This is a genomic window from Fervidobacterium pennivorans DSM 9078, assembly GCF_000235405.2.
Classification (GTDB): domain Bacteria; phylum Thermotogota; class Thermotogae; order Thermotogales; family Fervidobacteriaceae; genus Fervidobacterium; species Fervidobacterium pennivorans.
The window spans coordinates 1,759,522-1,785,929 of the sequence record NC_017095.1; the positions used below are offsets into that span (position 1 = coordinate 1,759,522).

Below are 26,408 nucleotides of genomic sequence, written 5' to 3' on the forward strand. Positions count from 1 at the left end.
TTAGGATTTCACAAGAAAGGATTATAAAACCTTCCATTGTTCACAAATACTCCAATAGCTATAGATATGAACAATATCAATCCAGATATTCCAAGTGCAATATAGTCTTCAAACGTGAATTTCTTTGTAGTATACCATGTACGCTTTTTGTATTTGCCAAATCCTCTCAGATCCATTGCGTTACTTATCTTTTCAACACGCTCAAGGCTGGAGAAAAGTTAACGGGTCTACTCCAGAATTATTGGGTATTCTCAGAACATTTTCTTTTCCCTCGACCTTCTTTTTGTTCCTTTGAGATTACATACAGCAAACATTACCTCTTGTTTTCAAATCTTCATGTGGAAGGAAAGAAACAAACAAATGATTTATGTGCTATAATTTGAATAAGACAGTTGTACAGGTACTGTTCAAAGGAAGGGAACGTATGAGTAAGTTAACTATGATTAATTTTTTCCAAGATGAAATATTAAATTTCCCAAAAGCAAAGCCTTTTCTGAAATGGGCTGGCGGGAAGTCGCAGCTTATCGAGGAACTAGAAAAACGGCTTCCACAGCCGATATTGAGAAGCAAAACGATAGATGTATATGTTGAACCTTTTGTTGGTGGAGGAGCCTTTTTCTTCTACTTGAAAAGTAACTACATAATCAAAAAGGCGTATCTTTTTGATATAAACAAAGACCTTGTAATAGCATACAAAGTGGTGCAAATTTCTCCTCAAGCACTGGTAGAGCAACTCTATTCAATTGAAAAGAAATATTTTTCATTGTCGGAGAATGAACAGAAAAAGTTTTACTATGAGATTAGGGATTTGTACAATATGCAGAAGAAAGAATTCGATTTTTCGAATTTTAACGAAGACTGGATAGTTCGTGCAGCCTATATGATTTTTTTAAATAAGACGTGTTACAACGGTCTTTACAGACTGAATAAAAACGGAGAATTTAACGTACCGTACGGAAAATACAAAAATCCGAAGATATGTGATGAAGAAAATCTTTTCGAAGTAAGTAAGGCTTTGCAAAACACGGAAATTATTTGTGCCGATTTTGAAGAAAGTAAAAGATATATTTCTAAAGGAACACTTGTATATCTTGACCCTCCATACAGACCACTTTCGAAAACTTCAAACTTTACGAGTTATACAGAAGATGGATTTAGCGACGAAGACCAGATAAGACTTGCTAAGTATTTTAGAGAAATACACGAGCGAGGGGCTTATATCTTATTGAGTAATTCCGACCCGAAAAATTTTGACCCAAAGGATGATTTCTTTGAAAAACTTTATGAAGGCTTTATTATAGAAAGAGTTCCTGCCAAAAGATTTATAAACAGTGATGCCAGAGGCAGAGGTTCTATAATGGAATTAATAATACGAAATTATGAAGGTGGAATGGAAAATGGATAGTACATATCTGCACATTCTACAAAAGAAAGGGCTAAAGGTTTCAAATACGGAAGACCTAATGAAAATCTTTTTAGACACACTTCTTGAAACGAACAAAACATACGACTTTTTCGTAGATTGGAAGAAAGTCAGAACTTTTGTCGAAAAAAACAAAGTGGAGATAAATATACTCAACTCGTTGCTCCACTCAGAGGACTTTGATAACGAACTGAGACGAATTCTTAGAAAATATCCTGAGGTTCTCAAGGTTGTTCCTTTATTACTGGCAATTCGTGACAATTCCGTTTCAATAATTTCAGAATTTGATCTGGAAAAAACGAACGTTATTAAACTTGATTTCACAGAACGCAATTTAAGAGAAGAGGAGATTGAGATTTTTGTAGACTTCTTTAAGAAGACGGGGCTGAAAGATTTTTTCCTTAATGTTGCTGATAAAAGTTTGCTTGACTATATCCTGGGTGTTGAAGTCGGTATGGATACAAATGCAAGAAAAAATAGAAGTGGCAAAGTTTTAGAAAACTTCCTTAAACCAATTATTGAAAAAATTGCCAATGATCTAAAGTGTACTTTCCTTACGCAAGAGAAATTCTCCACTCTTGAAAAATACAGCATAAATATTAACAAACTCAAAGACAGAAAGGCGGATTTCATACTGTTAAAGCCCAGAGGAGATGGCTCATATGGAGTCGTAAACATCGAGGTTAATTTTTACAACGTTTCAGGTTCGAAACCGCAGGAGATTATAGACTCATACATTGAAAGACAAAAGGAACTGAAAGAATACGGCTATGAGTTCTTACTCATAACAGATGGTCCTGCTTGGAAAGAGCAAAAAAGCCAGCTGACCAAAGCTTTGGAGAACTTAGACTTTGTTTTGAATACTTATTTAGTTCGTCTTGGGATTTTGGAGGAAGTTATATGCATGATTTAAACGTAGAGTTCGATTTCAAACCGGAAATAACAACCGTATGGTCTTTTCCTGAACGTGGAAAATGGAGCACACATAAAGGTACATACAGAGGTAACTTTGCACCTCAAGTTGCTAGAAATCTTCTACTAAGATATACAAAAGAAGGAGATGTTATTTTGGACCCTATGATGGGTAGCGGCACAACATTAATTGAAGCAAAATTGCTGAAGAGGAGAGCAATAGGTATAGACATAAATCCCACCAGTGTAGAACTTACAAAACGTAATCTTTCATTCAACTGTCCCAATTCTTATGAACCTGAAGTTTTTATCGGTGATGCTCGGGATTTAAGTTTTATCGAAGATGAAACCGTTGATTTTGTTTTGTTACATCCGCCATATTTGAATATTATCAAGTACTCAGAAGGAAATATCAATGGTGATCTATCCAATATATCCGATGTTAAAAGATTCTGTACAGAGTTAGAAAAAGTTATTATTGAGCTTTTCAGAGTGTTAAAGCCTGGGAAGTTTTGTTCTGTTCTCATCGGTGATACAAGAAAAAATGGGCATTATGTACCACTTTCTTACTACGTTTTAACTTTATTTTTAAAAAACGGTTTTGTCTTGAAGGAAGAAATAATAAAGATACAACATAACTGTACCTCTACTCCTTATTGGCGAAAGAAAGTTTCCGAAAATAACTTTTATTTGATAATGCACGAACATTTGTTTGTTTTCAAAAAACCTGAGCTCGGTGAAAACGTTTCGAAGATCAAATATAGTGCAGGGGGTTTTGTTGATCTTCTTTTGAAATACCGGTACACAAAGAATAATAACGGATAACCTACAGTAGGTGGCTTTCGAGGGATAATACTTCAAAAGTTTAACCGTTTCTCCTAGCTCAAAGGAGCTGATTTGTATGGATAACTCTGATGAGGAATTAAAAAAAGCTATCCACACCGTCCAAATAATAGCATACGAAAAGGGTGGAGAAAAATCATTTGGTATTTTCAGCAAGCCTACGTTAGATTATTTTAAAATCGCAAGGGATTTACTAAAAACTTACGGTGACTTAAAAGTTGTTGGACAAGAGTCAAGTCAGTTTGATGCCAGAATAATCATACAAGCTGAAGAAAAAAATAACAGAATCGATGGGACAGTGACATTCGAAAAAGAAGAGAACAGCTGGAGTTCAAAATTCACAATAGACCTTTCAGCTAAGTCAAAAGGGCAACTACCTACGTTTGAGTTTGAGACAATTGTTCTGGAAATATTATCCTACATAAAAGGAAGCGATATACTTTTTGCAGTTTTAAAAGAAAAGGATCTCAACAGAAAGAAAGCAGCGATAAAAGCCATCGGAAATTTGAGTGCCCCAAAATTTATCCCTGCCTTGGTTGAAATCCTCCAAAACTCTCCCTCGGATTTGAAAAAGCTAATCATAGAAACGCTCGGAAAAATGAAGGACCCAAAGGTGGTCCCTCCGATAGCTCTATCTTTGAGAGATGGTGACCCTGTTGTGCGTGCATCTGCCAAAGTTGCGCTTTTTAACGCACTTCGTTCAGGGCTTCCTATTGATGAAACTGTGCTGTTTTTGTTAGAAGATAAGGATGCGGGAATTCGGTCTGCGATTGTTGATATTCTTGCAAATGTAAGCAACGAAACTGTTTTTGAAGCTTTGCTCAAAGCGTTAAACGATGAAAATCCTAATATTCGACTGCGCTCTGTTCAAGCGTTGGAGAAAATAAAAGACCAACGAGCTATCGGACCTCTTTCAAAACTGTTGCTGGACAAAGATGTTGGAATTAGACTTGCTGTGGTTCAGGCGATAGGAAGTATTGGGCATGAAAAAGCAGTTGAATACCTTTCGATAGCTCTGAAAGACAGTGAGTGGAAAGTGAGAAAAGCACTTGCCACAGCTCTTGCAAACACAAATAATCCCTCTGCCACACCATACCTTGTCGAGTTGCTCAAGGACGAAGCATCAGAAGTGAGAAAAGCTGCGGTTGAGGCTTTGCAGATTGTTGGTGATGAAACTTCTATTCCTGCACTTATTGAAGTGCTCAGAGATGGAGATTCGTGGGTGAGAATGACAGCTGCAGAGACGCTTGGACGGTTGGGAAGTTTGGAATCTGTTGAAAAACTTATTGAATTACTTCAGGACCAATCTGCAAACGTCAGGAAGACAGCGCTAGAAGCTCTCGGAAAAATAGGTGATTACCGAACTGTAGAACCTGTTTTACAAAGGCTCAAAGATGATGTTGCAAGCGTTCGAGAAGCTGCCGCAGAGGCTCTCGGGAAACTGCGCGATAGCCGGGCTTTAGAACCGCTCATTGAAATTTTAGAAAATCTAACAGAAGAGAACTCAGTTAAAGAAGCAGCGATAAGAGCTCTTGGGAATATAAGGGATTTTGAGTCAGTTGATGCGATTGTAAGTATGATGAACGATGAAAACCCAAACATCCGCAAAGCAGCTGTTGAAGCTCTTGGAAAAATTGGTGATATTAGGACTTTGAATTTGTTGATTAATACAGCTATTGATTATGAAGAAGAACATTCGGTAAGAAAAGCTGCAGTACTTGCATTGGGTCAATTGGGTGATGAACGTTCAGTTGAAACTCTTATCAAACTTTTAGATGACAGCGATCCAGAACTAAGGAAATCGGCGGCTTTTGCACTCGGAGAGATTGGAAGTTCCCAGGCTGTTGATTCCCTTGTTAAAAAATTCGAAGACGAAAACATTGCTGTGAAATTAGCAGCTATCGAAGCAACGGGAAAAATAAAAGACAAAAAATGTATAGATAATCTTGTCGCTACACTGAAAAGTAATCAGCCAGAAGTGAGAAAAGCTGCAATCCAAGCACTTGGGCAGATAGGTGATGAGGTTGCAATCACGTTCATTATCGAGGCATTGAATGACCCATTCGTTGACGTTAGGAAAACTGCAGCCGAGGCTCTAGGATTAATGAGAAGTAAAAAAGCTGTAGGTTCACTCTTGGAAGCGCTGAAAGACAAAGATAAAGGTGTGAGGATGGCCGTTGTCGATGCTCTAAGCAAAATTGGAGACTCAAGAGTCCTTCAAGAATTACTAGTCTTAACAATTGAAGGCAAAGATGACGGCGCAGGATACAAAAAAGGTGAAGCCCGGCAGGAAGGAGTGACAAGCGTTGAAGGACTCATGAGTGCTTTCTCGTCAGTCTTTGGACCGGAAGCAACAAAAATGCAGGCAGAGCCTTCCAAGAATGAAGGAGCGTTTAAGGAAGAAGACGCAGAAATCTTAATACGAATGGCTAGTGATAATAGATTAGATGAAGACTTACGTCAGCGAGCTATTTTTGTGCTTGGTGAGATGAAAACACCTAAAGCAATAGAAACATTAACGGAGCTACTGAAAGAAAAAAATCAATCTCTAAGAGAGTTAGCAGCCCAAGCCTTAGGAAAGATAAAAGCGCAAACTGCTTTAAAGCACCTGGGGGCTATGTTAAATGATAAAGCACCTGAAGTAAAAAAAGCAGCAATTTGGGCAATAGGAGAAATCGGAGGTATGAACGCAATAGAACACTTAAGGCGTGCTTTGAAAGATAGCGATTTTGTTGTACGTGAAGCTGCCGTTAAAGCACTTGGGGTTGTTGGAAAAGCGAACATTCATGAAGCTTACGAACTACTTGCCGAAGCCCTGAAAGATGAAGATTACCGCGTAAGAAATAGTGCAAAGATAGAGCTTCAGCTTGCTACAAAATCAGGGCTTCCTGTAACCAATGTGTTGATTCAACTTTTAAAAGACAAAAACCTTTTCGTAAGGCTTGCGGCTACGGAAATTCTTAGTTTTTCACAAGATTCTCAGGTAGTTGATGCTCTTATCGAAGCTCTAAAAAGTGAGGATGTTGCAGTTCGTAAGACGGCGGTAGAATCACTTGGCAGAATTGCACATCCAAAAGCGGTTGAGAAATTGGCAAAGCTGGTAAAGGATAAAGACCTAAGCGTGCGTTTGGCGTTAGTTAAAACTTTAGAAAATATCCATGACGAAAGCACAATTGACCCTCTCATACAAATACTCGATGACCAAAGTGACGAAATCAAATTGTTGGCACTACAAGCTCTTGGAAAATACCAAAACGAACAATTAATAAGTGCTGTCGGGGATTTATTGAAAGAGGAAAATAAAGAAATACGCTTAGCAGTTGTACAAGTACTTGATACTATAGGAAAGAGAGAAGCTTTGCGATTTTTGCTTACAGCCATAAACGACGAAGATTGGAGAGTCCGAAAAGCCGGTATTGAGGCTGTAAAAAATATATCAGAAAAAGAGAAAATAGAAGACTCAGGAATAGTAACTGAAATCATTAAGCTACTCAAAGATCAGAACTCGGCAGTTAGAAAAGCTGCTGCTGAAGCACTTTACACAATAGGCAAGTCTCAAACCCCCGGACTTTTGGAAGCATTACTCGAAACTTTGAATGATGAAGATTCGTGGGTGAGGTTGGCGAGTGTTCAAGCACTTGGAAAATTTGGCGGATGGTCAATCGTTGACCAGTTAATAAAAGTGTTGAGAGATCCTGCTCCCTACGTAAGAAGAGCTGCTGCCGAAGTGCTAGGAAAGATAGGTGATTCAAGCACAGCAAATGCATTGATAGAAGTTCTAAAAGATAAGGATTGGAAAGTTCGTAAAACAGTTGTAGAAGCACTTGGAATGGTAGGTGACGAGACCGTAGTCGATGCCCTTGTGGATATGCTCAATGATGAAAGCTCGGAAGTTAAAATAGCAGTATTGGAAGTGCTTGGAAAACTAGCTGATGCTAGTGTTCTTGATATATTGGAAGTAGCAATTAATGACAAAGATGTTGAGGTAAGAAAAAAAGCAGTTGAGGTAATTTGGAAAATAGACACTCCAAGGTCGGTTGAGCTAATAATAAGGGCTTTAAAAGATGAAGACTTGGAAGTTAGATTCAAAGCTCAAGAAGGACTGCTCCGTGTTTGTGATTTCAGTGTGCTTGAAAAAATAGAAAAACTTCTCAAAGATGAGGATCCAAACGTAAGGTGGTTGGCGGTGCAAGCGCTAAAGAAAATTGGTGGGGGATCTGTGCTCAAACCATTGATGGAAGCAGTAAACGACAATGTTTTCAGCGTCAGGTGGTTCGCAATTGAAGCACTTGGAGAAATTGGAAACCAAAAAGCAATACCGGTTCTGTCAAAATTCTTGGCGGACAGAGACTACACAATACGCCGGTCAGCGGCAGAAGCAATAGGAAGAATTGGTGGTCAAGAGGCATACAATGTCTTAAGTGAATCATTAAGCGACAAAAATCCAGAAATAAGGGAAGCAGCTGTTTGGGGAATATCAAAGTTGACAACGCACGAGCCAGAAAAAGCCATAGAACTTCTCATCAGAATGATTGACGACACAAGCCCGAATGTTAAAAGAGCAGCTGCACAAGTTCTTGCAGGTTTTAGAAACAGAAAAGCTTTGGAGGTTGTTATTGAAAAACTTAGAACTGAAGACCAAAATACAAAAAAGATAATATCCGAAGTGCTTGAAGAAACCACAGGAAAGAAATTCGGCCTGGAATATGAAATATGGAAAAAGTGGTTAGAGGAAAACCTATGAAACCAAAGTCGTTTTAAATAAATTGTGAGCTGTTGAAACCTAAGATTACTTATACCAATAGTAATATTTAGTTTTATTTTATGTAACACAAAACAGTCAATCTCAAGTGTAATATCTTGTATCAAAAATATTGATTGCAAATTCTATTTGATGCGACAAATTCGGAACTTGCTTAATTATAAAGAAATATAACAACAATATAAATGCATAATAAAATAAACACAAAAAACCACAAATCTGGCATATTATCGTCATAAACTATTAAATCCATTCCTGTAGGCTCTTGAAATCAAGGTTTTTCAAAACCACTATGTAACGCTTATGTAAACTCGCAAAATTCACCCAATTTTTGCCCCCTTATCCAAAATAAATTTTTTCCAAAAAGCTCATGTATAAATCACTTTTGATTTTTACAAATGTAACTGTCAAATTTAACAAAAATAATGGTATAATATCTATGAGGGTTTTACGGGGCTTTAGAAGTGACTATGAGGGATGGAAACTTATTGAATATTCCGGCATATACACTGTGCCAATAGCAAAAGCTTTAGAAGTGACTATGAGGGATGGAAACGTCTTAACCTCAACGACGGCATCCTCTTCAGGAATGTAGGCTTTAGAAGTGACTATGAGGGATGGAAACGGCATTCCTCTACGAGTAGTACCTATCTCATAATGCTTTAGAAGTGACTATGAGGGATGGAAACCAGTCCTTTGAGTTTGATTCCTTCTACCTCTAAAATCGCTTTAGAAGTGACTATGAGGGATGGAAACCAAGCCTCCCTTTTCTTTCTTGCCCGTTGACCCTTACCACGGCTTTAGAAGTGACTATGAGGGATGGAAACAGAAAATTTCATTTCGATACACCTCCTTTTTTCTTGAGCTTTAGAAGTGACTATGAGGGATGGAAACGCATAGGGTATCGATAGAGCATCAACAAATTCGGTAAATTGTTTATGCTTTAGAAGTGACTATGAGGGATGGAAACTTTGTGGAATTTCGTGAATACTCAACATACTCCCATCTCCCTTGCTTTAGAAGTGACTATGAGGGATGGAAACTCTTTTGCAAGATTTCTGATTTCATATAGGCTCTTTTCCAGCTTTAGAAGTGACTATGAGGGATGGAAACTCTTTGAAATATTTTTTTGCTTTTGTTGGTATTAACATTTGCTTTAGAAGTGACTATGAGGGATGGAAACCTGAAAACCCTATAAACACCGTTTTTACCTTCTACAATATAAGCTTTAGAAGTGACTATGAGGGATGGAAACAAAAAAAGAAGACGCTTTAAGCGTCTTCTCAGACTGTTGACAAAGTATAACTTGTTCAAGTATAATCTCTTCAAAAGAGGATCCTTTCCAAACAGGATCCTCTTTTTTTTACACAAATAGTAGGAGGAATATACATGCTGACCATCAACAAAGATAAATCACGCAGAGAACAAATCGAATCCGTCTCCATCGAGCAACTCGTCCCTCATGACCACCTCGTCAGAAAAATCGAATCCGCCATCAATTTCGATTTCATCTACGACCTTGTCAAAGACAAGTACTGCCTCAATAATGGCAGACCTAGTATTGACCCCGTTGTGTTAATTAAAATTACCATTATCCAATATATGTTCGGCATAAAATCCATGCGTCAAACCATAAAGGAAATACAAACAAACGTCGCATACAGATGGTTTCTCGGATTCGGGTTTTCTGATACCATCCCTCATTTCAGCACGTTCAGTAAAAACTACGAACGTAGGTTCAAAGGAACCGATTTGTTTGAGCAAATCTTCAACAAAATACTGCAGCAAGCAATCGAGCATGGCTTGGTAAATATGGATGCCGTGTTCATGGATTCAACACACATCAAAGCAAGTGCGAACAAGAAAAAGTACGAGAAGGTATTTGTAGAGGAGCAAACCAAGACATACAAACAAGCTTTAGAAGAAGAAATAAACAAAGATAGGCAAAAACACGGATTGAAGCCTTTGGATTTCACACATGAGAAAGTAAAACTGAAGGAAATAAAAATAAGCACGACAGACCCAGATAGCGGGATGATAAACAAAAATGAAAAAGAACACCAGTTCGGATATTCTGCACACATAGCATGCGATAAGAACGGGATAATACTAAGCTGTATAACAACACCAGCAAATGTCCACGACAGCATGGTGTTTGAGAACTTATTCAATAAAACAAAAAAGAACGCTGGCAAATCGAAAAGGGCAGCTTTGGATGCAGGATACAAGACTCCACCGATATGTAAGCTATTGATGGACGAAGGTATAGTCCCGTGCATGCCATACACACGTGCACAACACAAAGAAGGGTATTTCAAAAAAAGACAATTCGTATACGATGAATATTACGATTGCTACATATGTCCACAAGGGCAGATATTAGAATACTCAACAACAAACAGAAAAGGGTACAAAGAATACAAATCGGATCCGAAGGTATGTGAGAAATGTGAAGATTTAGGTAGATGTACAAGCAGTAAGAATCACACGAAGATAATCACCCGACATGTATGGGAAGAATACATGGAAGAAGTAGAGTATTTAAGGCACACGAAAGAATGTAAAGAGTTGTACAAAGAAAGAAGCAAGACGATAGAGAGGGTATTTGCGGACTTGAAGGAGAAGCACGGTATGAGGGTGACGATGCTGAGGGGGATAGAAAAGGTGCACATGCAAGTGTTATTGACTTGCACATGTTTTAACATGAAAAAATTAGCGAATTGGATATGGAAAAAGGGGAAGGGAGGTCCAGGGAAGGGCAAAAATTTGGAAGTTTTATTAGAATTTTTCTCAAAAGTTGTATTGGCGATAATAAAACCCCACCTTTCGTTTATCGAAAAGTGGGGGTTTGTCAACAATCTGATGCGGGCATAGAAATGCCCGCATTTGTTTTTTGCAAATTTAATTTTCGATTATCTTTTTCATTTCTGCAATTACAAACGGATAAAGTTCATCGATTAATTTCTTAACTTGCTCACTACTTTTTGTTCTCCAGTCCCGTTCAATTATATCCGCGACGAGTTTTGTATCTTTTTTCAAAAACGCCTCAAGCGCTTGTTTAGCTAATAAAACCCTTGGTTTTATATACCAGTTGATAACTCTTTCTGGCAGGTGTGTTTCTTCAAATTCGATATTTTCACCACTCACCCATGCGCATATTTCAACAGCAACATCATCGTCTATACCTTTTATCTTACCTTTGTTTATCATATTAACGACGAATCGCCTTTTTGTACCATTCACAACGCTATCAATAAATGGAACATGCTGTTCGCCACTTAGTTTTTCACTATCAAGTAATTCATTAACCATGTTTTTCCAATCATCTTCTAGCCAAGGCATTAAGTTCATGGAATCTTTTACTTTTTCCAACGTAAGACCATTTTCGATAGCTGTTGCAAATTGGTTGATGATTTCGACAACTTTGTATAATTGTTCTACATACCATTTCCAACCTAATTCCGAATCGGCACCACCCCATGGTTCACCATACCATCTTTTCTTTGTTTCTAAATCCCTGTGGTATTTCCATGTCGAATTTCTCACAGTATCGCCTATTGGGAATAGTCCATAAAAATCGTACATATCCCATGCAACAGGTGACAATTGGTCGTCAAATGGATTTGATGGCTTGTGTTGAATTTTACCTTTGTATTTATCGATTTCCGGGTAAAGATCTTTCCCATCTTTTGTTGTAAATTTTGTTAGCCAAATACCGTGGTTGACACCACCCACTTGCCAATCATATTCTTTCACCCCAATTAAATTGGCCAAACTCTCAACTGCATAGTGCCCGTGACAAAAGCCTACCATTTTTATTGATGTTTGCGTCGAAACCAGGGTTGTACCTTCAAACACTGGATTTGCAGCTTGCAAATACCAGGCGTTAGGTGCAAATTTTTCAATCATCTTAGCTATTTTCAAAAAAAGTGAAAATTGATTCCAATTTGTGAGGTTAAGATAGTCAGAAACGAAGTTATAATTTTGCGCATCGATACCTCTGTAGTATCCGTGCTTTTCCCCAATTTCTCTGACTTTGTCAAGGTAACTATGCCCACCAGCCATAGCTGTGTTAATTACGAAATCTGCGCCATCTATTACTTTTGTCATATCCGTTGTAGTTTCTATCTTCAAATTTGCACCGAAAACTCTTGATAATTCGTTGGCGAGTATACCAGTGTTTCTTAGCCTTGCTTCGTCGATATCCATCAGTACAACGTGTGAGCCGCTGAGTTTTGGCATTTTACAAAGGTCCGAGATAATTCTCATCGAAAAAACGGCGCTACCAGCTCCTATGATACCTATCTTCAGGTTGTTCATCGTGTTCCCCCCTTTTTGCTTCGGATAGTTTGGATAGTTTATTAGATTATACCACTTTATTTGTTATGATTTGCACCATTCAAATACTTCATCGACACTTATCGTTGCAAGTGCGATGTAATTATCGGCAGCACCGTAATAAACGTAATACTGACCGTTGTATTCAACCATCGCATCACTAAATACCACATTCGGTACTCCACCAAATATCTCCCAATCTTCTTCAGGTTCAAGTATTGGTTTTTCGCTTCTTTTCAATACTTTCGTTGGATCGTTCAAATCAAGAAGCATAAATCCGAGTCTGTATATCGGTCTTGGTGCATCTTCAACGCCATGATAGAGTAATAACCATCCATACGGAGTTTTTATCGGTGGAGCACCCGCACCAACTTTGAGATTATCCCAGTAACCTTCCCTTGGACCTGCTACTTTAACGTAATTACCCCAATTGATAAGGTCATCGGAATATGCGAACCATATATCAGGGGGGAACCTATGAATCATTATGTATTTACCATTAATTTTCTCTGGAAACAAAGCTGCATCTTTGTTGTCAATTTCATCTTTTATCACAATGCCATATCTTTCCCAAGTGATGAAATTCTTTGTTGAAGCCATTGCAACTCTTGGACCTTTCGGGGAATACGCAGTATAGAGCATATAATATTTATCTCCTAACTTCGTGATTCTTGGATCCTCCACACCGTAAAGTTCATCTTGGCAAGCCGGTGAGAAGACGGGTTTTTCCAACCTGTTGAAATGTACACCATCTGTACTAACTGCGTAACCTATCCTTGAAACCATATCCTGTCCTTGCGCTCTGTAAAGAAGATGGAACAATTCACCATCGTAAACTACTGCGCAGTTGAATACGAACTTATCTTCCCATATATGACCTGGGACTGGTGCTAATAAAGGGCTAAGCGGGTGTCTTTTCAGTTTTAAATCCATCAACATGCTCCTCCTTTCACTCAACGAGTTTATCTTAACGACATTGATATACCTTGCAAGAAGTATTGCCTTAACACAAGGAAAATTAATACCATTGGAATAGTCTGGATAACTGCACCTGCAAGTACAGGACCTATGTAACTTGCGTATTCATGATTGAAAGATGCAAGCAAAACTGAAAGTGGCATCCTGTTGTAATCTTTCATCACCATAAGTGGCCACAGGAAGTTATCCCACGTACCTATGAATGTGAACATTCCAACTATCGAAGCGGTAGACTTTGCCAGTGGTAACATAATTCTAAAAACAATCCAAAAGTTATTTGCACCATCTATCTTTGCGGCATCTATGTAATCTTTTGGGATAGTCTTGAAAGATTGTGCAAACATGAACACGCCCCATGAACTTGTCAAAGATGGTACAATAAGCGCTTGATAAGTATTAAGCCATCCAAGGTTTCTTATCAAAATGAACATAGGTATCATGAACATAAATCCCGGAAAGAGCATCTGGTATATCAGGAAATTGAAAACGTACTTACCAATTTTGAACTCTATCTTTGATACAACGTACCCTATAATTGCTGATGTGATCAAAACAGAAAACGTAACAGTCGTGGTTATGAAAAGACTATTCAAAAAAGCTCTTACAAAAGGTCTTTGGAACTTGTTGGCCATTAGGAATATAAACTTGTAATGCTCAAGGGTGAGCCTTTTTGGTAAAAATGTCGTGTATATATCCTCTGCTGGTTTAAACGAAGACATTACAAGCCATACATACGGGTAAATCCACAAGAACGCAAGTGCCAGAAGCACGACAGTGATAACCCATGAAACGATGCGTTCTCTTTTCATACGAACACCACTTCTTTCTCAAAGAACTTTCGTATAAGCATTACAAGTGCATAACTAACTAAAGCTGTTACTATTGCCACTGTAGTTGCGTACGATGGATCTATTCTCTTAAAAGCAGTGTCGTACATGTAAATCAAGAACGTAGTCGTTCTTTGCATGGGTCCGCCACCTGTAATCATGTACGGTTCGGTGAAGATACCAAACGTTAGTGTGATTGCAAGCACCGTCACGGTGATAAGCGATGGATTGAGTAACGGAAGAGTGATTTTCCAAAATATCGTCTTTTTATCGGCACCGTCAAGCTCTGCGGCTTCGTAAATCGATTGGGGTATCGAGAGCAACCCTGCGTATATTATCAACCCATAGTAACCTATGAATTTCCACGTGATGATCAGACAAATCGAAAAAACTGCCAATTGCGGATTACTGAACCAAGGGATTGTGAATCCAAATAAACTATCTACAAGTCTGTTTATTGGTCCGTTGATAGAAAATAGATTCGAAAACAAAAGCGAATAAGCAACACCTGATGAAACATTCGCAACCAAAAAGCTGAGCATGATGAAAGTCTTACCAAATTTCACCTTTGTCAATGCCATTGCAAAAAGGAGTGAAGCAAATAACACCATTGGTATCAAATAAGCAAGAAAATTCAAAGTATTAAGGGCTATCCGAATGACCAAACTATCGGTGAATATTCTAAGAAAGTTGTTCAAGAATACAAACTGTGGTTTTGAAAAATAATTCCATTTTGTGAAAGCCAAGACAACCATCCAAATGAACGGATAGCCCCAAAAAACCGCCGTGTAAGCTAAGTAAGGAAATATAACCGAATAACCAAATGCTCTTTCCTTCTTACCAAGTTTCGAGCAATTTGACATAATTTCACATCCAATCTTTTCCTCTCTTTTCCTCCAAGAATTCAAGAAATAAAATTAAAACACTCAGAATAATAATTTGTTGATTTCCTTCACAGCCTTATCAAGGATATCGAGTGGTTTACCTTTAAGATACATCAAAGGTTCTATAAGTTGTGTGGTCATAGCTTGTTGAATATCGATAGTCTTATCGATAAGTGCGGGTGGTACGGCGTATGGAACAAACTCACAGTACGCTTTGAAGAACTTGTCATCCATGTACTTTGCAAAGAGCGGATTTGTCGTTAAATCTTCCCTTGCAGGTGGCATCTTAGTCTTTTCTATCCACAGAGCATCGTTTTGTGCATTTGAAAAAACCCAAGAGATGAATTCAAAAGCTTCCTTTTTGTACTTTGATGTCGAGTAAATAACTAATCCTTTTGAATCAGCAAATGTATAAATGGGTTTATCTTTCGGATAATTATCTGGAACAGGTGGTGCTGAGAACCAGATTTCTGGAACAACTTTCGGGAATGTTTCCTTTGCCCAGTTAACTTCCCACGGACCTGTGATCTTACCAAGTATTACACCTTTATAGAATGGATTATCACCGAGCTCAACTGCTGTGTATTTCTTTTCAAACATCGTGTAAATAAATTGAACTATCTGCTTTCCAGTATCATCACCGAAGTTTACTTTTCTTTTTGCAACATCTATGTACGGTTTACCACCAGACGCTGCGTAATAATAAGTTATAAAATCGAACCATCTATCCCACCAGTTTCTTCCCACGACAACTTGCATTGTGAATTTCGTCTTTCCATCTGCAAACTTTTTACTGACTTCGTAAATATCGTTGTACGTCCTTGGTGGGTTGTTGTAACCAAGTTTCTTAAGTAAATCGCCTCTCCACCAGAACAACATCGGGTTTGAATAAATTGGGAAAACGTAATACTTGCCTTTAATCTTCCAACCTTCGATGATGTTTTTCATCTTCCTTGTTTCTATAAGCTTTTGAAAATCAGCACCAAAGGTATCCAATGGATAAATCGCACCGATATCGGCAAGTTGAGCAGCAAAGCCGCTGAAGATGTTTTCAGAAAAATCTGGTGCGTTTCCTGCGGCAATTGCTGTAAGTATCGCCTCTTCCGAACTTCCGGCTGCGGGTATAGTTTGAACTTTAATTTGTATATCTGGTCTTGCTTTATTCCATTGAGCTACGATGGTTTTCCAAAACTCTTCTTGCAAAGGATTTGGTGCAGTCCAAAAGACAAGTTCAACTGCCCACGTCAACGTAACAATCAGACCCAGTATCAAACCGATCAAAACTTTCCTCATACTGACCCCTCCTCGAGAAAGTGTGGAAACGTGTTAAATATTTAATATTTAAATATTTAATATTTAGAAGAATTTCTTTTAACAAATAACGTATACAAACACTGTTTGTATGGATGCAAACTCTGACCTGTCAATAATTCGTAAATCCTCTTTACTGCGTTTAAACCAAGTTCTGATTTCTGAACTCTCAGTGTCGATAACCCTTCTCTTTCCGCTGCTGGTATATCATCGAACCCTATAACACTGATATCTTCTGGAATCTTGTATCCCAATTCTCTGAGTTTTGAAAGCGTTCGAAGAGCTATCACATCGTTTGAACAGATTATTGCTTCAGGAACCCAATCTCTCAGCATTTTTTTTAGAACATTGTCAACATCTTCGTGCAAATCATCGTACTCGTACGTGATAGGCAATTTTCCATACCTTGTCATCGCACTTACATATCCGTTGTACCTATCTCTAAACCCGTAATACTTCAACGGGCCGTGTAAATGCACGATACGATTCAAACCCTTACTTATAATTTCCTTTGTGACAAAGAACACACCATCGTAACCATCACTCACAATGCTATTCACTCGCAATCCGTCTATATAGTGATCAACAAGCACAACTTTTGCTTTAGAGCTAAGCTTAAGTATCTGTTCTTCCGTTGCATCACTACCAACCAATATATAACCATCATGATTTGTTTTAAAATCCCAATCATCTAAACAAATCGTTTCAGTGGAGATCTTGTACATAGCCGATGCACTTTCAATAGCTTCCAAAATAATCTTGTAAAAGACCCCTATTTCCGTTGAAAGTATCTCTTGAATTCTCCTACTTACTACTATCCCAACCTCAAAATTCTTCCTTCTGGCAAGTGCTTGTGCAGAAAAATGTGGTCTATATCCAAGTTCTTTTATAGCTTTAAGCACCTTCAATTCAGTTTCTTCAGAAACATATCCAGTTCCATTGAGTACCCTCGAAACTGTGGCAATCGAAACACCTGCTTTCAACGCAACATCTTCTATCGAAACCATTGTCTTATCACTCCTTTCACTTAAAAACATAAGAACATCACTTTTAATGTTGATAAGCTGTAAGCGTTTACATACTGTCTATATTATACATTTCCGTTTTTGGAATACCAAATATTGAAAAAAGAAGAGAATTATAAAAAATATAAGTAATGTGATGATTAAACTCATTAAACACGTATAATAAACATTTTGAGTAAAATGTTCCACATATTAGAATTGAGATAATTTAAACCAAAACATTATAATATCGTTAGTATGTAAACGCTTACCTATTTTTCCATTTCCACCACATTAGAGGGAGGTGTAGGTATGAAGAGGGTACTTGGGATTTTAGTATTGTTAAGCGGTTTGGTTGTTCTTGGTGCTACCGTTACCATACCAGTTGTTGCTGGAAACGTAGAAGTCCCTGTTGTATTGCAGATGGGAAAATTAGTTGATATTCTTCCTGAAGATTTCGAACCTGACTGGACAAGCTTAAAGGTCATTGTTGACAACAAGGAAGTTCCTTATCAAATTGACGATGTTGATGGTAACAAGCGTGTATCTGCACCAGATTATTTGGTGTTTGTAGCAAAAGGTAACGGTAAGATACAAGTATCGGATCAAGCTGCAAAAGCACCAAGTTATACAAAAGCATTCACTGTTACAAAATCAGACAAGGGTTGGACAATTAAAACAACGGATAACACACTGGAGGTGTTTGTTAACGGAATTGCCAGGATCAACCAGTTTGGAAACATCAAAGCGAATTTGGTCGACGAAATAGGAATTGCGAGGATAGCAGGCTGGTCAAGGTCAACATATTTTGTTAATGGAGACATTGGTAATCAACACGATGAAGAAACATCACAAGGCTTAAGAGCAGTTGACGTGAAAGTTTTTGAACCCGGTCCGGTTGCAGTTGGAATAAAGGCGCTTTTACAATCCGATAAGTTCTTTGGACTCTTCCAAGATTTACTCATCTATGTCTTCAAAAATGGTGATATTTACGTTGACAACAATTTCCTCTTCTACAACTATGCTGATATCATGAAACTTCAGACGATGATTACAAAGCCTATCATTCCTGCATTTGACGATACAGTCCATATACTCCCCGTCTTCAGAAGATTGGCATGGGCAGACCAACTTGGCATTACTCCATACGAATACTGGCTTGAAAGGAATGCCGTTACTTGGATAAACAAGATACCGTACATCGTATTCCCAGCAGGACAGAGTATGAAACCACTCTTCTGGGGTGCAACTTACATATTTGCTTCAGCGGAAAGATGGAGAAGCAACTATTCACCAAAGGGAAAAGTTGGTATCGCAGAGATATTCCCAACAGTGCCAATGGTCAAAGCGGACTATGCAAAGTGGCTTGAGGGAGACACGTGGGTGTATGAAAGTCTTGAGTTCAGAACCGGTATATTCAAATGGGTTGCCGATGAATTCAATGCATATCCAGCCACTGAAAATGTCTATCCTGTATGGGGTACAAAGAAAGAAGCTATGCCAAATAGATACAAAGCGGGAGATAAAGTTGAACATACGATGCTTTACACACTTTACAGCGCAAACTCTGTCGAAGATGCTGTGAAACTCATTGAAGAAAAGAGTAAATCATTCAGGTCGCTTAAAATAGGCGAGTAAGAATTCACCTCTAAGGTCAGGCGAAAGCCTGACCTTTTGTGTTTATCATTCTAAACGGGGTTGGTGATGCAGATGAGAATGTACAGAGCGCTTGTGGTGATGGGAATGTTATTAGCTATCGTGGGATTTTCCAATTTGAACTTCAATATTACACATCTTGAAAGACTATCTGAGTGGTTCGCTCTTGATGGTGAGATGGTCAAGGGATACTGGGTTTACGCAGAAAACAAAGGTAATGCATTTATACCCGTTAGTGCACTAAACGAGGGAGATTTTTGTGTTGATGATGTGGCAAGAGTGGTATTGCTTTATTCCGAGGCGTATGAATTAACGAAAGATAGTAAATATCTGAATTTAGCTTTAGATGCAGCGAAGTTCGTTGTAAAGATGCAAGCAAGTGATGGAGAGTTTTACAACTTTGCATACAAAGATGGCACAATCAATAAGTACGGTATCACGAGTCAGAAATCCGCAGGTTGGTGGGCTCTGAGAGCGTTTTGGGGGTTGTCAAAGCTTGCAAAATTCACCGATGATAGTAAGATCCATGAAGCAGTCAAGAAAACGTACAACGCACTCAAAAGAAAACCACCAACTTCAGCTGATCAATTAGCACTTTACATCCTTGGGCTTTGCAATTATTACGAAGTTTACCAATCATCAGAAGTTCTCAAAGAGATAAATAAATACGCCACAGATTTACTGGATTATGAAATAAAAAACTTCGATAGTTTGAAAGGCTTTTTTACCGTTTACAAAGACAGATTGTTATGGAACGGATGGGGAAACCATTACATAGAAGCACTGCTACGTGCTTACAAAATCACAGGTAACGAGAAATTTCTTTCGGTTGCAGAAAAATCACTCATTTCACAAGCTTCTATTATGATTTCAACAGGTTTGATCTATTCAATCCAAAATTATTTCAAGTTGTACCCAGAATTAGCTTACGCACTTGAATGTACGGCAGTTCCTCTTGTTCTGTTGTACGATATCGAGAAAGATGAAAAGTACGCCTTGCTTTCCTCTTTAGCCATTTCTTGGTTGTTTGGCGGAAATAGACTTGGTGTTAGAATGTTTGGTGAAAATGGAGAAGGTTACGATGGTATGGAATATATGCATTACAACAGAAATGCCGGTGCGGAATCAACAATTTGCAGTCTCAGAACGATTCTTCATGGTATGAAATTACCAGAAACTTACCAAACATTAGCAATGAATCCAGAGTTAATTGGTCGTTCTGGTGTAATTGTACTTGAAGCAGAAGCTTTTGACATTGGCATATCTTCCGCCAAGATGGTAACAGGAGATTACGGTTCAGGTGCGAGCTTACAAATGGACGGAAAAGGGCGAATACGAAAACAAAATATTGAAAATGGAACGTATTATATTCTCTTATCTGGTAATTTTTCTAATACAACGATAACTGTATCTTCCAAAACGAGTGTTAAAAAAGACTTAACTGGTAAGGGACTCTTTGAAATTGGTATCGTTGAGATAGAAGGTAATTTATCTGTTTCAAATTCAAACAGTTGCAACATCGACCAGATAATATTGATTCCACAACAATTGGGAATCTCATTCGATAAGAAAAATCCTAAGACTGTTCTTTACGATATACCATCTCAAACATTGAAGATTAAAAATAGACAAATTTTCACATCGAAGAGCAAAGAATTTTCTTTCGAATCAATAGCTAAACTTGAATACTCCGGAACCTTTGGTTTAGTGGATCTGTCTGATTTTTACAACAACGACGGCATTGGAACACCTCAAAATCCTGCAAACTTCGATAACTTAGGTGGTGTTGTTGGAGCGTATTTACCACAAAACGAAATCGATGAAGGTATTATATACCTCAACAACGTACCATTTTACTTGAAAACAATTGGAATGGATAACATAAGATGTGATGGACAGGTTATAGTTCTTCCGGAAAAACTTTACGTGAAAAAAATATACATCCTTGCTGCCGCCAATCATGGGGATTACAATGTCAAATTCACTATAGATAACTCTGATTATGAACTAAATATACATGACTGGTGTAACTCACCAAAAGATATAGTATTTGATTACAGATATATATCTTCAGGGGAGAAGCAATACATAAAATGCGGTATAGATACGTACGTGTTAGAAATTAACGACTTTGTGAGTAAGATAATCTTACCTCAGCAAATCAATGTACACATCTTTGCATTGACGATTGAAAGATAAAATATAGCTACAATTCTTAAACCACCGGTTTGTACCGGTGGTTTTTTACATGAAAAAATTCCAAATGCATTGCACAAAATTCGCGAAATGTGAGAAAATATATTTAGTCTACCATTCTTAAAAAGGGGGTAAGTGTATGAAAGCGTTAAGAGGTATTTTGATAATTTTCCTTGTTTTGTCCATTTTCTCTTTTGCGGCGTTAAAGATTGATGGTAACAAGGTTGTATTCACATTCAGCTATCCACAGGCAAGTACAGTGCATTTGGCAGGTACATTTAACAATTGGTCGACAAACGCTAATCCGATGAGAAGAGAAGGCGATTTGTGGATAACAGAACTTGAACTTAAACCGGGTACTTACCAGTATAAGTTCGTTATCGATGGTGGTAAAGTTTGGAAAGAAGACCCAGATGCTCCAGGATACACAGATGACGGATTTGGTGGTAAAAATGGTGTGTTTACTCTTGCACAAAAAGATGGAAAACTTGTTATCGTTGCACCAGCAGCTGAAATAAAAGAAAAAGTTGAAATTAACACAGAAAGAAAGGAAAACTTTTCCATCGAAGATAATGCATATGTGGTTATAAAATTCTACAAACCAGAAGCTAAATACGTTTTCATAGCGGGGTCTTTCAACAACTGGAGTATGAGCGATACTGAATGTTACAGCTCTGGCGACGGATGGTGGGAAGCCGTTCTTGAACTTTCAGCGGGTGTTTACCAATACAAATTCGTTGTCGATGGTAAAGATTGGGTGGCTGATCCAAACGCTCCAGCCTACGTTGATGATGGTTTTGGTGGTAAGAACGGTATCTTCGAAGTGTGGAAAGAAGATGGAAAACTAAGAGTTGGTGCTCCAAAGGTTCAGAAAGAAGAAGAACAAACCAAAGTTGAATTACCTAAGGAAAATATTATCAAGTCAGTTCAATACGAAATCGATGGAAAATTATCTGATGTTGAAAAATCAACGGCGATGTACAGCGGAACAGTTATAAAACAAGCTTACGTTGCAAGAACATCAACAGCTGCGTACGTGAGCATCGTACTTGACAAACCAGCAAGAGATTACGTTGGACAAAATGTTCTCTTTGAAGTTTACACCGACGCACCAAAAATGACAGCGTCGAACAGAAAAACATCCGGTGGTACAATACTCAGTAAACCAGTTGGTTTCAGATTCTCACTCAACATGAGAACATGGCAAACAAGGAAACGTGGTACATTCTTCGCAGCTGCAGGAGACGATTCTTGGATACTCCAAGCAAATGTCTTCAAATCAGCAGTTGATGATGTTGTCGAGATTGAAATACCATACGATATACTCGGAATCAAAAGTGGGGAAAATTTCAACATTTACATCGTATGTTCTGTTGATGGAAAAGATGAAGTACTGCCGCAAGAAGGCATAGCTATAAAGACACCTACGATGCTTTCTGGAAATGTGATAGCAAAATTCGCCGATAAAATTGGCGATGATTACGGCTTTGGTACGTACGTTTATCCAAAAGATCCAGCTTTTGCGCCTTACAAAGGACTTTGGGACATAACAGAAGTTACCGTACTTGAAAATGACGAAGCGTACGTTTTCAGCATCAAATTTGCTGAAATGACCAACCCATGGGCGTCACCAAAAGGCTTTTCACACCAACTTGTGAACATTTACCTTGACACAAAGGCTGGTGGAAAGACGTCAACATACAAAGAAGGGGCAAGGGTACAATTCAAAGAACCTTGGGATTACTTCATAAAGGTTGCAGGATGGCCAGATGATAGAATAGTCTTTGCCACAGCCGATGGTAAAGAAATACCAGAAGCTATAATATACGAAGCCGATCCAGCAGATAAAGTGATACATATAATCGTATTCAAGAAATACCTTGAAGTGAAAACTGGTATAAAAGCATACATCTTATCACTTAGCCAAGACGGATATGGTACTGATCACATCAGACCTGTTTCAAAAGACCCAACACAATGGACACTCGGTGGATACCCCGTTGATTCAAAAGACTTTGCACCATACGTACTTGATACAATAGTTCCAGAAGGTCAAAAACAAGAAGACATACTTAAATCATATGTTCCAGGACAATCGTACGCAACATTGATACCAATCGTGGTAAAATGACATAAGCAAACATAATTTGAAAACCTCGCTGGTGTAAAACCAGCGAGGTTTTTGTTTTTTTGATGAATTAGAAGAGATAGTGATATAATATTTTCGAGATTTAAACTTCAAAACAAAGAGGTGAGAATAATGAAAGAACTGCCGATAGGTGTAATAGATTTCAAAGATTTAATAAATGGAAATTTTACATACGTGGATAAGACAAAGTACATATACGAACTGGTGAAAAGAGCAAAAGGATACTATTTTCTTTCCCGACCAAGGAGATTTGGGAAGAGTTTGACAGTGAGTGTACTTGAGTATTTATTCAAAGGAGAGAAAAAACTATTCGAAGGCACATGGATATACGACAAATGGAATTGGGAAAGCTTTCCTGTTGTTAGGCTGGATATGAACGAAATAGATACAACTTCACCGGAAGATACGTACAATTCTCTTTTCTTAAGATTAAAACGTATAGCCAAAGATTACGATGTTTCATGTGTTGACGGCACTATTTCCGATGTATTCTATTATCTTGTGCAGGATATAGGTCGGAAATACAACAAACCCGTTGTCTTACTCATCGATGAATACGAAAAGCCGATATTAGATCATATTTCAGACAAACAAAAGGCACACGAAATGAGAGAAATACTCAGACAACTGTACACAAAAATCAAAAGTCTTGATCAATATCTTCGCTTTGTCTTTCTCACTGGTATTACCAAATACACCAAGGCTGGTGTGTTCTCCACTTTGAACAACCTTGTTGATATATCTTTCCATGAAGATTTTTCTCAAATGCTTGGATATACACAAGAGGAAATCATTCAATATTTTCCTGAGTACATTGATATGGCTTGTCAAAAGTTAAATATGAGCAAGGATTACTTACTTGAGCAACTTGAGAAATACTATGGCGGTTTTTCTTTCGATGGAAAACACTTTGTGTTCAATCCATTTGCGGTACTTTTGTTTTTCTTTCACAAAAGCTTTCTTGTATACTGGAACGATTCAGGAGCACCGAAGTTTTTACATGATTATCTACGTGCAAGGAAAGTCAAGCTTGAAGATATCCTCAAAAAAGATTTACTCATCTCATATATCGAATTGACAAGTAGAGAAATAGAAGAGAGCGTTGCTAAATCTTTCCTTGTTCAAGCAGGATATCTGACATTTTACAAGGAAATAGACAGCGGACTGTACGGGTTAAAAATACCAAACATAGACGCTGGGCAATCATTGTCTCAGATGTTACTTGAATTGAATTACGAATTGGATATAGATGATTTAAACAGAATAGGAGTAAAGATAAAGGATGCTGTGAAAAAAGAAAACGTTGATGGGTTGATAGGTGGATTAAAAGAGATACTTGGTAAGATGAGCTATCGGTTGAGTGAGAAGATAAAACAAGTAACGAAGAATGAAGAACAAGAAGACAAATTAAGGACGATAGAATCGCACTATGAGATGGTGATAAGCGGGATATTATTTGGAAGTGGAGTGTACCATGAGATAGAAAAAGAAGTATCCGGAGGGATAATAGACATTCTGATAGAAAACAACGGGGTTGCGTATATAATTGAGCTGAAGGTTGACAAAAGTGCAAAAGAAGCGCTTGAACAGATAAAGGAAAGAAGATATTATGAAGGATTCACAAGCAAGAAATGTTATCTTATAGGTGTGAGTATAGATAGTCGGTTAAAAAACATAAAGGAATGGACCTACGAAGTTATCGAGGCAAAGTAAAAAGCGAGGTTGATAACGATGGAGAAATTTCCACCTATGCGTAGAAAAGATAGAGAATTACCAGAACAACAAACGTTTGAAATACTCAAATCCGGTGATTATGGTGTCTTAGCAACATTTAACGGCGAATATCCATATGGGATACCAGTAAACTATGCATTTGATGGAGAGTATATCTATATTCACTGTGCTAAAGAAGGTCATAAGATAGAAAACATAAAAAAATTTTCAAACGTATGCTTTACTATTGTCAAAAGCTACGAAATTTTGCCTGATGAACTATCAACTGCATATGAAAGCGTAATTGCCTTTGGAAAAGCTTCAATAGTTGAAAATGAAGACGAAAAGCGCGGAGCACTTGAACTGATAGGAAAGAAATATTCAAATAACTTAGAGAAAATAAAAGGCGAAATCGCAGATTCAATACAGAGAGTGAGCATTATAAAAATAGAAATCGAACACATATCTGGTAAATCAAGAAAAAGATAGTATATCGCAAAATGCGATATCGCATTTTGCGATATATTTTTTTCATTTGTCAGAAATTTCCATCCTGGGTGTCTATATATATGAAAAGGAAAAAATCCCAATAGACTGTTCGGTGATATGAAAAAGTAGGGCAAAAAAGTAAAATTCTTGTTCTTCATCAAGATTTGTTTCTGAAAACCTTTGTCGTTTTTCTTCGTCGGTTTTTGAAATTGGTAATTTTCGTTCTTTGATAGTCAATTTCTAAGCTTTTTTCACTAAAAAATATCTTCACTGTCTCCACATTGCTTTTTTACTTGGATTTGATTTTTCTTTACTTGTTTGTTTTACTGTAGTGCAAATAGTTCTTGATGGTGTTCAAACAAGTAATTCAGTAACGGTTTTTGTATCTTTGTCCAGTTTTTTGCTTGATGTTTTATTCTTAGTTCTCTTTTGATATTGTGCATTACCACAAACGCTTTGATGTAATAAAACACATTCGATAATTTTTTGAATCCTCTTCTAACTTGAGTAAACATTGCAAGAAGACTATTTCTTGATTCAGCTGGTTGATTTTTCTTTGAATCGATGATTTTGTGCTTGATATTGAGTTTTTCGCAAGCTACAGCATAGGAAGGTAGACCGTCAGAGTAAACAAGTTTAGGTTTACATGGAAAGATTAGTTGCAAAGCTTCAAAAGTATCACGATTAGTGGAAACAACAAAGTTAACGATTCTGTACTTACTCACGGCAAAGAAAATGTACAAATTACGTCTTTCATCACCGATTTTGATTTTCTCAAACTTCTCATCGACGTTGATAATATCAGACAGGATAGGAGAAAATACGATAGCTTTAGAAAGATTGATGATCCACTGATAAATAGTAGATACACTTGGAGAGTAACCTTGAGAAATTAAAACATTTCTAATTTGTCTGATAGACAA

At 37.7% G+C, this 26,408-nt stretch carries 18 protein-coding genes and 1 CRISPR repeat array; of the genes, 10 read left to right on the forward strand and 8 right to left on the reverse strand.

Annotated elements, in window-relative coordinates:
* Positions 1-8 precede the first annotated feature (8 nt).
* Positions 9-176, reverse strand: a complete 168-nt coding sequence (locus FERPE_RS10405; protein WP_082204754.1) for a cobalt ABC transporter permease — start codon at positions 174-176, stop codon at positions 9-11.
* A gap of 248 nt (positions 177-424) precedes the next feature.
* On the opposite strand from FERPE_RS10405, the gene FERPE_RS08380 reads away from it, so the two are divergent.
* The 5 genes from FERPE_RS08380 (at position 425) to FERPE_RS08400 (ending at position 10,814) form a co-directional block, all read left to right on the forward strand.
* Positions 425-1,405, forward strand: a complete 981-nt coding sequence (locus FERPE_RS08380) for a DNA adenine methylase (protein ID WP_014452198.1) — start codon at positions 425-427, stop codon at positions 1,403-1,405.
* A complete protein-coding gene (locus FERPE_RS08385; RefSeq protein ID WP_014452199.1) occupies positions 1,398-2,336 on the forward strand; it encodes a type II restriction endonuclease in 939 nt (312 codons plus the stop codon). The genes FERPE_RS08380 and FERPE_RS08385 overlap by 8 nt, the downstream gene beginning before the upstream one ends.
* Positions 2,324-3,160 carry a TRM11 family SAM-dependent methyltransferase gene (locus FERPE_RS08390; protein WP_014452200.1) on the forward strand — a complete coding sequence of 279 codons (837 nt, stop codon included), beginning with the start codon at positions 2,324-2,326 and terminating at the stop codon, positions 3,158-3,160. Before FERPE_RS08385 ends, FERPE_RS08390 begins: the two co-directional genes overlap by 13 nt.
* A gap of 76 nt (positions 3,161-3,236) precedes the next feature.
* Entirely contained in the window at positions 3,237-7,922 is a 4,686-nt protein-coding gene (locus tag FERPE_RS08395; protein ID WP_014452201.1) for a HEAT repeat domain-containing protein, read from the forward strand.
* 473 nt (positions 7,923-8,395) lie between these two features.
* Positions 8,396-9,195: direct repeats of the CRISPR family, unit length 30 nt; unit sequence GCTTTAGAAGTGACTATGAGGGATGGAAAC.
* A gap of 134 nt (positions 9,196-9,329) precedes the next feature.
* Entirely contained in the window at positions 9,330-10,814 is a 1,485-nt protein-coding gene (locus FERPE_RS08400; RefSeq protein WP_014452202.1) for an IS1182 family transposase, read from the forward strand.
* Between the two features lie 27 nt (positions 10,815-10,841).
* Here FERPE_RS08400 and aglA read toward each other — a convergent pair whose 3' ends face one another.
* The 6 genes from aglA to FERPE_RS08430 form a co-directional block, all read right to left on the reverse strand.
* Positions 10,842-12,260: an alpha-glucosidase AglA gene (gene aglA / locus FERPE_RS08405; RefSeq protein ID WP_014452203.1), complete on the reverse strand. Its 1,419-nt coding sequence runs from the start codon at positions 12,258-12,260 to the stop codon at positions 10,842-10,844.
* Between the two features lie 63 nt (positions 12,261-12,323).
* Entirely contained in the window at positions 12,324-13,211 is an 888-nt protein-coding gene (locus FERPE_RS08410) for a glycoside hydrolase family 130 protein (protein WP_014452204.1), read from the reverse strand.
* Between the two features lie 29 nt (positions 13,212-13,240).
* Positions 13,241-14,065, reverse strand: a complete 825-nt coding sequence (locus FERPE_RS08415; RefSeq protein WP_014452205.1) for a carbohydrate ABC transporter permease — start codon at positions 14,063-14,065, stop codon at positions 13,241-13,243.
* On the reverse strand, positions 14,062-14,946 hold the full coding sequence (locus FERPE_RS08420; protein ID WP_014452206.1) for a carbohydrate ABC transporter permease: 885 nt from the start codon (positions 14,944-14,946) through the stop codon (positions 14,062-14,064). The genes FERPE_RS08415 and FERPE_RS08420 overlap by 4 nt, the downstream gene beginning before the upstream one ends.
* Before the next feature lie 63 nt (positions 14,947-15,009).
* A complete protein-coding gene (locus FERPE_RS08425; RefSeq protein ID WP_014452207.1) occupies positions 15,010-16,260 on the reverse strand; it encodes an extracellular solute-binding protein in 1,251 nt (416 codons plus the stop codon).
* Positions 16,261-16,316: 56 nt separating this feature from the next.
* Positions 16,317-17,285, reverse strand: coding sequence for a LacI family DNA-binding transcriptional regulator (locus FERPE_RS08430; RefSeq protein ID WP_014452208.1), 969 nt, complete (start codon positions 17,283-17,285; stop codon positions 16,317-16,319).
* 309 nt (positions 17,286-17,594) lie between these two features.
* Between FERPE_RS08430 and FERPE_RS08435 the strand changes: the two genes are divergently transcribed.
* The 5 genes from FERPE_RS08435 to FERPE_RS08455 all read left to right on the forward strand — a co-directional run bounded on the left by FERPE_RS08435 (position 17,595) and on the right by FERPE_RS08455 (position 25,485).
* Positions 17,595-18,920, forward strand: coding sequence for a hypothetical protein (locus FERPE_RS08435; protein WP_014452209.1), 1,326 nt, complete (start codon positions 17,595-17,597; stop codon positions 18,918-18,920).
* A gap of 72 nt (positions 18,921-18,992) precedes the next feature.
* Positions 18,993-21,137 carry a hypothetical protein gene (locus tag FERPE_RS08440; RefSeq protein WP_245530409.1) on the forward strand — a complete coding sequence of 715 codons (2,145 nt, stop codon included), beginning with the start codon at positions 18,993-18,995 and terminating at the stop codon, positions 21,135-21,137.
* Between the two features lie 136 nt (positions 21,138-21,273).
* Positions 21,274-23,265 carry a glucodextranase DOMON-like domain-containing protein gene (locus FERPE_RS08445; RefSeq protein WP_014452211.1) on the forward strand — a complete coding sequence of 664 codons (1,992 nt, stop codon included), beginning with the start codon at positions 21,274-21,276 and terminating at the stop codon, positions 23,263-23,265.
* A 129-nt stretch (positions 23,266-23,394) separates the two neighbouring features.
* Entirely contained in the window at positions 23,395-24,996 is a 1,602-nt protein-coding gene (locus FERPE_RS08450) for an ATP-binding protein (RefSeq protein ID WP_014452212.1), read from the forward strand.
* 18 nt (positions 24,997-25,014) lie between these two features.
* The gene (locus tag FERPE_RS08455; protein ID WP_011994751.1) at positions 25,015-25,485 is read left to right on the forward strand and encodes a pyridoxamine 5'-phosphate oxidase family protein; all 471 of its coding nucleotides are present in this window, start codon (positions 25,015-25,017) and stop codon (positions 25,483-25,485) included.
* Between the two features lie 323 nt (positions 25,486-25,808).
* On the opposite strand, the gene FERPE_RS10740 is transcribed toward FERPE_RS08455, so the two are convergent.
* Complete coding sequence (locus FERPE_RS10740) at positions 25,809-26,408, reverse strand: DDE-type integrase/transposase/recombinase (RefSeq protein WP_158510139.1); 600 nt, start codon at positions 26,406-26,408, stop codon at positions 25,809-25,811.

Excerpts from the sequence above, each read along its gene's own strand:
- FERPE_RS08445 (WP_014452211.1), top strand. The coding sequence starts at position 21,274 with ATGAAAGCGTTAAGAGGTATTTTGATAATTTTCCTTGTTTTGTCCATT.
- FERPE_RS08410 (WP_014452204.1), bottom strand. The coding sequence starts at position 13,211 with ATGGATTTAAAACTGAAAAGACACCCGCTTAGCCCTTTATTAGCACCA.
- FERPE_RS08440 (WP_245530409.1), top strand. The coding sequence starts at position 18,993 with ATGAGAATGTACAGAGCGCTTGTGGTGATGGGAATGTTATTAGCTATC.
- FERPE_RS08430 (WP_014452208.1), bottom strand. The coding sequence starts at position 17,285 with ATGGTTTCGATAGAAGATGTTGCGTTGAAAGCAGGTGTTTCGATTGCC.
- FERPE_RS08425 (WP_014452207.1), bottom strand. The coding sequence starts at position 16,260 with ATGAGGAAAGTTTTGATCGGTTTGATACTGGGTCTGATTGTTACGTTG.
- FERPE_RS08415 (WP_014452205.1), bottom strand. The coding sequence starts at position 14,065 with ATGAAAAGAGAACGCATCGTTTCATGGGTTATCACTGTCGTGCTTCTG.
- FERPE_RS10405 (WP_082204754.1), bottom strand. The coding sequence starts at position 176 with ATGGATCTGAGAGGATTTGGCAAATACAAAAAGCGTACATGGTATACT.
- FERPE_RS08450 (WP_014452212.1), top strand. The coding sequence starts at position 23,395 with ATGAAAGAACTGCCGATAGGTGTAATAGATTTCAAAGATTTAATAAAT.
- FERPE_RS08380 (WP_014452198.1), top strand. The coding sequence starts at position 425 with ATGAGTAAGTTAACTATGATTAATTTTTTCCAAGATGAAATATTAAAT.
- aglA (WP_014452203.1), bottom strand. The coding sequence starts at position 12,260 with ATGAACAACCTGAAGATAGGTATCATAGGAGCTGGTAGCGCCGTTTTT.
- FERPE_RS08400 (WP_014452202.1), top strand. The coding sequence starts at position 9,330 with ATGCTGACCATCAACAAAGATAAATCACGCAGAGAACAAATCGAATCC.
- FERPE_RS08435 (WP_014452209.1), top strand. The coding sequence starts at position 17,595 with ATGAAGAGGGTACTTGGGATTTTAGTATTGTTAAGCGGTTTGGTTGTT.
- FERPE_RS08420 (WP_014452206.1), bottom strand. The coding sequence starts at position 14,946 with ATGTCAAATTGCTCGAAACTTGGTAAGAAGGAAAGAGCATTTGGTTAT.
- FERPE_RS08455 (WP_011994751.1), top strand. The coding sequence starts at position 25,015 with ATGGAGAAATTTCCACCTATGCGTAGAAAAGATAGAGAATTACCAGAA.
- FERPE_RS08395 (WP_014452201.1), top strand. The coding sequence starts at position 3,237 with ATGGATAACTCTGATGAGGAATTAAAAAAAGCTATCCACACCGTCCAA.
- FERPE_RS08390 (WP_014452200.1), top strand. The coding sequence starts at position 2,324 with ATGCATGATTTAAACGTAGAGTTCGATTTCAAACCGGAAATAACAACC.
- FERPE_RS08385 (WP_014452199.1), top strand. The coding sequence starts at position 1,398 with ATGGATAGTACATATCTGCACATTCTACAAAAGAAAGGGCTAAAGGTT.